The 6,075-nt window shown below is 40.3% G+C and carries 6 protein-coding genes; 4 read left to right on the forward strand and 2 right to left on the reverse strand.

The genetic code is table 11. The features are described from left to right. Window positions 1-79: 79 nt before the first annotated feature. The 4 genes from Q1V93_RS01460 to Q1V93_RS01475 all read left to right on the forward strand — a co-directional run bounded on the left by Q1V93_RS01460 (window position 80) and on the right by Q1V93_RS01475 (window position 3,304). Window positions 80-1,450, forward strand: coding sequence for a HAMP domain-containing sensor histidine kinase (locus Q1V93_RS01460; protein ID WP_300660481.1), 1,371 nt, complete (start codon window positions 80-82; stop codon window positions 1,448-1,450). A 138-nt stretch (window positions 1,451-1,588) separates the two neighbouring features. Then, window positions 1,589-2,026, forward strand: coding sequence for a hypothetical protein (locus Q1V93_RS01465; RefSeq protein WP_300660484.1), 438 nt, complete (start codon window positions 1,589-1,591; stop codon window positions 2,024-2,026). Beyond that, window positions 2,023-2,484, forward strand: a complete 462-nt coding sequence (locus Q1V93_RS01470; RefSeq protein WP_300660487.1) for a hypothetical protein — start codon at window positions 2,023-2,025, stop codon at window positions 2,482-2,484. The genes Q1V93_RS01465 and Q1V93_RS01470 overlap by 4 nt, the downstream gene beginning before the upstream one ends. Window position 2,485: 1 nt before the next feature. Beyond that, entirely contained in the window at window positions 2,486-3,304 is an 819-nt protein-coding gene (locus Q1V93_RS01475) for a YoaK family protein (protein ID WP_300660490.1), read from the forward strand. A gap of 8 nt (window positions 3,305-3,312) precedes the next feature. On the opposite strand, the gene trmD is transcribed toward Q1V93_RS01475, so the two are convergent. Both trmD and Q1V93_RS01485 read right to left on the reverse strand, forming a co-directional pair. Further along, window positions 3,313-4,005 carry a tRNA (guanosine(37)-N1)-methyltransferase TrmD gene (trmD, locus tag Q1V93_RS01480; protein WP_300660493.1) on the reverse strand — a complete coding sequence of 231 codons (693 nt, stop codon included), beginning with the start codon at window positions 4,003-4,005 and terminating at the stop codon, window positions 3,313-3,315. Window positions 4,006-4,044: 39 nt separating this feature from the next. Further along, the gene (locus tag Q1V93_RS01485; protein ID WP_300660496.1) at window positions 4,045-6,042 is read right to left on the reverse strand and encodes a M48 family metallopeptidase; all 1,998 of its coding nucleotides are present in this window, start codon (window positions 6,040-6,042) and stop codon (window positions 4,045-4,047) included. Window positions 6,043-6,075: the final 33 nt, after the last annotated feature.

Consider the following 6,075-nt stretch of genomic DNA (forward strand, 5'->3'; position numbering starts at 1 on the left):
GTAAAAAGCTGGTGCAGTTCGGTGGTTCCAAATTGATTCATACGGTCATCGGAATGGGATATGTAATGCGCGAAGAAGAATGAAAATCAGAACACGGATTATTTGGTTGTTGAGCTCTACATTTGCTTTTTTGGTACTGGTATTCAGTACGTTTGTATATGTTTTGTCTTCCAATTACGTGTTCAATGATTTTTATGACCGTTTAAAGACGCGTACCACAACAACTATCCGGATTGAATTGGATGATCACCGCGACGACCGTGAGTTTGTCCGGGATTTTAAACAGGAATACCTTGAAAAATTGCCGGAAGAGAAAAGTGTGATCGTACCGCTGAATAAACACCTCAAACCCCTCGATTCGAATAAGAGAGTAGTTGCTGACAAAGAATTCATTCAAAAAGTGATTCAGAACCATTTTGCTCAGGAACGAAAAGACAACCTGCTGAAGTATGGAATTCTCTATAAAACAAAAGAAGGGAAAGATTACGTCGTTTATACCTCTGCAAAGAATATGTATTATACGAAATACAAAAATTACCTCGGAGGTTTATTAGCTTCGATGTTTTTGGTTGCGGTAGTTCTGATTTTCGGAGTTTCACTCTGGTTGTCTAAAAGATTGATCAAACCGATCAGTGATCTGAGTTCGAATGTACATAAGATCGGGACCGAAAACCTGCATTTCCGGATTGAAAATAAACAGGAAGGGGATGAGCTGGGAGAATTAATTGAGACGATGAACAACATGCTCGATCGTTTGGAAACGAGTTTTGAAACCCAGAACAATTTCATCAGCAATGCATCACATGAATTAAACACACCGCTTACAAGTATTATTGGTCAGGCAGATTTAATGCTCAGTAAAGAAAGAAGTTCGGAAGACTACAAAGCCGCATTGAATAATATCCTGGAGCAGGCTGAGAAATTGAATAAGAAAACAAAAGCTTTGCTTTTTTTGGCTCAAACCGGGTTCGACGGAAAAAAAATGACCATCGAAAAACTGCGGATTGATGAATTGATCTTTGAAACAATGGAAACCGTTAACCGGATTATTCCCGGGAACAAGATCAAATTTGCTTTCGAAACATTACCGGATAATGTCAACCTGTTGGAAATCATGGGGAATTCGCAATTGCTGCAGTTAGCCTTGTCGAATGTTCTTTTGAATGCAACCAAGTATTCGGAAAATCAGGAAGTACGCATTTATTTAAGTCATACTTCTGAATACCTTTCCATTCATGTGAAGGATCAGGGAATTGGAATTCCTCCCAAAGACCTGAGTCATATTTACGATCCGTTTTTCAGAGCTTCCAATACCAATTCCTTCGAAGGATATGGAATCGGGCTGCCGTTGACGAGAAACATTATGCGTCAGCATAAAGGAAAAATCATCGTACATTCCGAAGAGAATTCCGGAACCCTGGTAAGCTTGCTTTTGCCCTATAAATCCTAAATAAAAGTTAAAACTAAAATTTTAATCTGGTTCTAATCCGGTTCTTATACCGTCCTTATCCCCGTGCTCTAATTTTACCGAAAAATATAAGAGATGGGAGCAACAATTTTAATACCGACAGATTTTAAAGTGTCCTCGATGGAGCCACTAAAAGCTTTACTTCAATTTCAAAACGAAGATTCGCTGAATGTGCTTTTGGTTCATGGAATTTACTTGTCCAATTCTATTTCTGACTTACTGTTTTTTGATCAGAGCGATTTGAAAATTGAAATGGCCGGAAAAGAGTTTTTAAACAAATTGACTGAGCTTGAGAAAGAATTGGGTTCAAAAGTAAAATCGATCCGGGTAGTATTCTTCAGCGGATTCAGACAAAGTTCGTTTGATCAGTTTGCGGAAGCGAATAAAGTAGACCGTGTTATTATTCCTTATGAATTGGAATTCGACTGGTCGCATAAAAAGAGCATGGATATTCTGCCTTTCCTCCACAAGTCGAAAATTACGAAACAATTAGTTGCCTGGGATAACAATCATTATTCCAGTAAGTCAAATCAAACATATGTAACGGCATTAGTATGAAACGAAAAATGATCATATCGTCATTGATTGCCCTGGTAACGCTTAGTTCATTCGGATATTACGTTTTTAGCCATTCGTATTATCCGGAACGGGCCATCCTGGGGGAATGGAAAGAAGTTTCCTGGGTTTACGACAGAAATGATCTGAATCAAAAAGTAAAACAGGAAATCAGCACGAGCGAACGGGAAGATATTGCCAATCATTTGGTGATTCATCAATTCGAAAACTGGACTTTCAGCAAAGATTATTCGATTAAACTTCACGAGAAGTCAGGAAGTGAATACGTGGCTAAATGGCGTTTGAAAGATCGGGGCAGGATTCTGACACTGATCAATGCAGACGGAACACATGAGGCATATTCGGTCGAATCATTGAAGAAGAACGAACTCGTTCTGCATTTCGATACCGATGTGCACGCACGTGGAATTGTAAAAATTACACTTAAAAAAATTCATTAAAATGTTACGCAGATTTAGTCATAACAGGTCATTTCAGGACAATTTAAAATTAGGAATCTTCACAGCAATCATTGCCGGAATGGTAAACGTTGCGTCGTTGGTGTTGTTTTATTCCTTTACATCGAATCTGACCGGACATTTCGCCATTTTGGCACAGGAAATTGCCGATGGAAAGTGGTTTCAGATGTTGATTGTCCTTTTTTGGATCTTATTGTTCTTCGCGGGAAGTTTCCTGTCGAATAACCTCATTATAAACAGTACAAAGAAAAATGCGTTTATTTCTCACAGTATCCCGATGATCCTGGAAATTATGTGTTTCGTCTTTGTAGGAATTTACGGGCAGTTTTTCTATACAGAAACCCTGACGCAAACTGAAATCCTGGTTTCAGTGCTCTTGTTTTCCATGGGACTTCAAAACGGTTTGACAGCAAGTATTTCCAATTTCCAGATTAAAACAACCCATTTAACAGGTTTAACAACGGATTTGGCGATTCACCTTTCCATGTTGACGAAGAAAAAATTCCGTCAGAACAAGCAGGTGGTTGAAAAAACGAAACTGATGGCTGCAATCATGGGGTCTTATCTGGTAGGAGGAATTTTTTCAGGATTGATCATTCATTATGTGCAGTTCCAGGTATTCTACGCGATTTCTCTTGCCATGCTGGGTGTTCTGGCATACGATTTTATCAAAACCTATGTTCCGTTCTTCATGAATAAAAAGAAACACGATACCCGGTTGAAGATGAACCTGGACAAAATACAGGAGTCAATTAAGAACAATGCTTCCAGAAAGGGAAATGTGCTTTCTGAGAGCAAGTGATCACGAAGTTACTCTTCACCAATAAATTTTCGGTATAAATCAGGCCTTCTGACCTTTGTACGTTCGATGGCTTGCTGTTCTCTCCATTGTTCAATTTTTCCAAAGTCCCCGGATAACAATACTTCGGGGACTTTCCATCCGTTAAATTCCGGCGGACGCGTATAAACCGGCGGGGAAAGCAAATCATCCTGGAAACTATCAGTCAATGCGGAAGTTTCATCGTTCATCACTCCGGGAATCAACCTCCCGATGCTGTCAACCACCACCGCAGCAGCCAGTTCACCACCTGTTAAAACGTAAGATCCGATTGAAATTTCCTTCGTGATGTAATGTTCTCTGATGCGTTCGTCAACACCTTTGTAGTGTCCGCAAAGAATCATGATATTCTCTTTCAAACTCCAGGAATTACTGTGGCGTTGCTCCAATAATTCTCCGTCGGGAGTCATATAGATAATCTCGTCGTAAGTGCGTTCTGCCTTCAACTTTTCAATCAAAGTCACGATCGGTTCGATCGCCATGACCATTCCTGCGCCACCGCCATATTGGTAATCGTCCACATTTTTGTGTTTCGAAGTCGAATAATCGCGGATGTTGTGTACATGAATTTCCAGTAAACCTCTTTCCTGTGCACGTTTCATAATCGAAACATTGAAAGGGCCTTCTAATAATTCCGGAAGAATAGTCAAAATATCAAATCGCATACGGCAAAGTTAGTCAAATTAACAGAACCCTTTTTTCGATCAGCCGTTGATTTTGGAATATACCAAAAGCGCACTGAGGTTTTTCTGTTCCAGCCGCTGCGACTGATAAATTGCGCCTTCCAGCTGATTCATCAGGTCATTGAAATTCCCGCTTTCGAACATTTCGCCCTTCATTGTTTTGAAGTCTCTTCCGTTGTTTAGCACTTTCGAAAATTCAATGCTTGTTTCAATATTCGTCAATGGTTCGAATGGTTCTTTCTGGAATTCGAGTTGCAAACGGTTCAATTCGTCGACATGTTCATTAATCGTTCGTTGAAAATCAGTTATTTCAGCAGTGGAAACTTCTTCTTTATTCTGTAAGAAGTTCAGCTGACTTAAAATATCGCTTTTGGCAAAATCCAGCTTCTTGCAGATTTCAATGATCCGGTGATGCTGATTCACTCTTCGCAAAAAGGTTTCCAGTTCATCTTTTGTTTTTGCCGAAGCTCCCAGGTGTACGAAGAGATTTTCGTCCCATTTGGCAAAATTGAAATCAAACAACTCATTTCTTTTCTTCGTCAAAATCTCATAGCCTTCTGAAACATTCTGTTTGTCGTAATTCTGATTCTGATAGGTGAATGAAGCGAGTTTTGCTGTTCCGTTGTGGATCAGAATAGCGTGTTCCATCAACTTTTCGATTTCCCAAACGGGTTCCATCAATTGTTTCAGATCGTCTTTCAGATTTCCCCATTGATGAACACTTGTGTTGATGTTGTCAGCAGCTTTTGACCGAATGAAATCCGATTTGGGAAGTATAACGTAGCGATTCTGGAACGTATTGTGAAAATCTTCCAAAACCATTTTTTCGGCATTTTCTGTCTGGATGATCTGCTCAATTTCAGCGGCATCGGTTGTTTCTTTCACTTTGCAGTTCCAGTATTTCAGGTAAACGACTTTGGTTAAGCGCTCTTGCCATTTAGTCAGTTTACGGAATAGCAATTCCGGGGATCTCGGATCGTTTTCACAAGCTACAAATGGATTTTTCACACTTTTCTCGCGCTCGTCATTCGGCGGGTGACTATCATACATGTGTACTTTTGAGATCTCGGAAGTTGTGAAGTAAATGCGATGACCGTTCTGATCTGTTTCCAGTTTACTGAGCGCTTCCTCCTGTTTCGTTTTTCCGGCATCAAGCGCAATCTGGTAATGGTAAAAAAGATTGGAGCTGTATTTCTGTAATTTGGAAGCATTGAACAAATGTCTCATGATTGTGTTCAATTCATCTGAAGCCGGGTCTAATTTCCAGAGAGAAGAAACAATGGCTTCACTTCCGGCGCTCATTGCAGCAAATTTGTCGGCATTGAATTCCATTTCGCGGGAAAGGGAAGAGTTCAGAATATTCAATGCGAGATAAAACAGTTTCAACAATTCCCGGATCAGCCAGATTACCGGAGAAAGAATCCATGCGGGAAATGCTACGCGGATATCCGACTTTTTCCAGCGTTCCAATGCATTGTCCCAACTATCGCGATTGTAAATCAAATCGTGAATAATGGTATTTGCGGTGTGAATGTAACTTCCGATCCGCATGCTTTTTTGTGCGAAATGCCCGAATTCGTGACTCAATACAGCTTTAAATTCCGTCAGTTCCAAACATTGGGTCAAAGGCAATCCGATAGTCAGTTCTTTCTTTACCGGCATAATGAGACTGAGCCAGCTGTTGGTGTAGCGAACATAGGCATTGACATCCGGATCGAGGTAAATGTATTTCGGTTTGGGAGCCCCGGTGTGTTTACAAATATCCAGAACGTAACTCCACAATTCCGGTTCGTCTACCGGATCAATTTCTATCCGGTTTTCCGGCTGATGGTTTTTCATCTTAAAGAGAAACTTCAAGGTAAAAACAAGCAGCATTCCTGCTCCGGCAATTGCTCCCAGTTTGACAATAACCGTGAATTTATTGATGACTTCCATCGGGTAGGAAATCGCCAGGAAAACAAGGTATGCAGTTACTGCAACCAATGACAGAAACAGCACAAAGAACAATAGGATTGCCAAAACCGCTAATCCGGCTTTGAACTAGTAATTTTT

It is taken from the genome of Fluviicola sp. (assembly GCF_030151805.1).
In the GTDB taxonomy this organism is placed as follows: domain Bacteria; phylum Bacteroidota; class Bacteroidia; order Flavobacteriales_D; family Crocinitomicaceae; genus Fluviicola.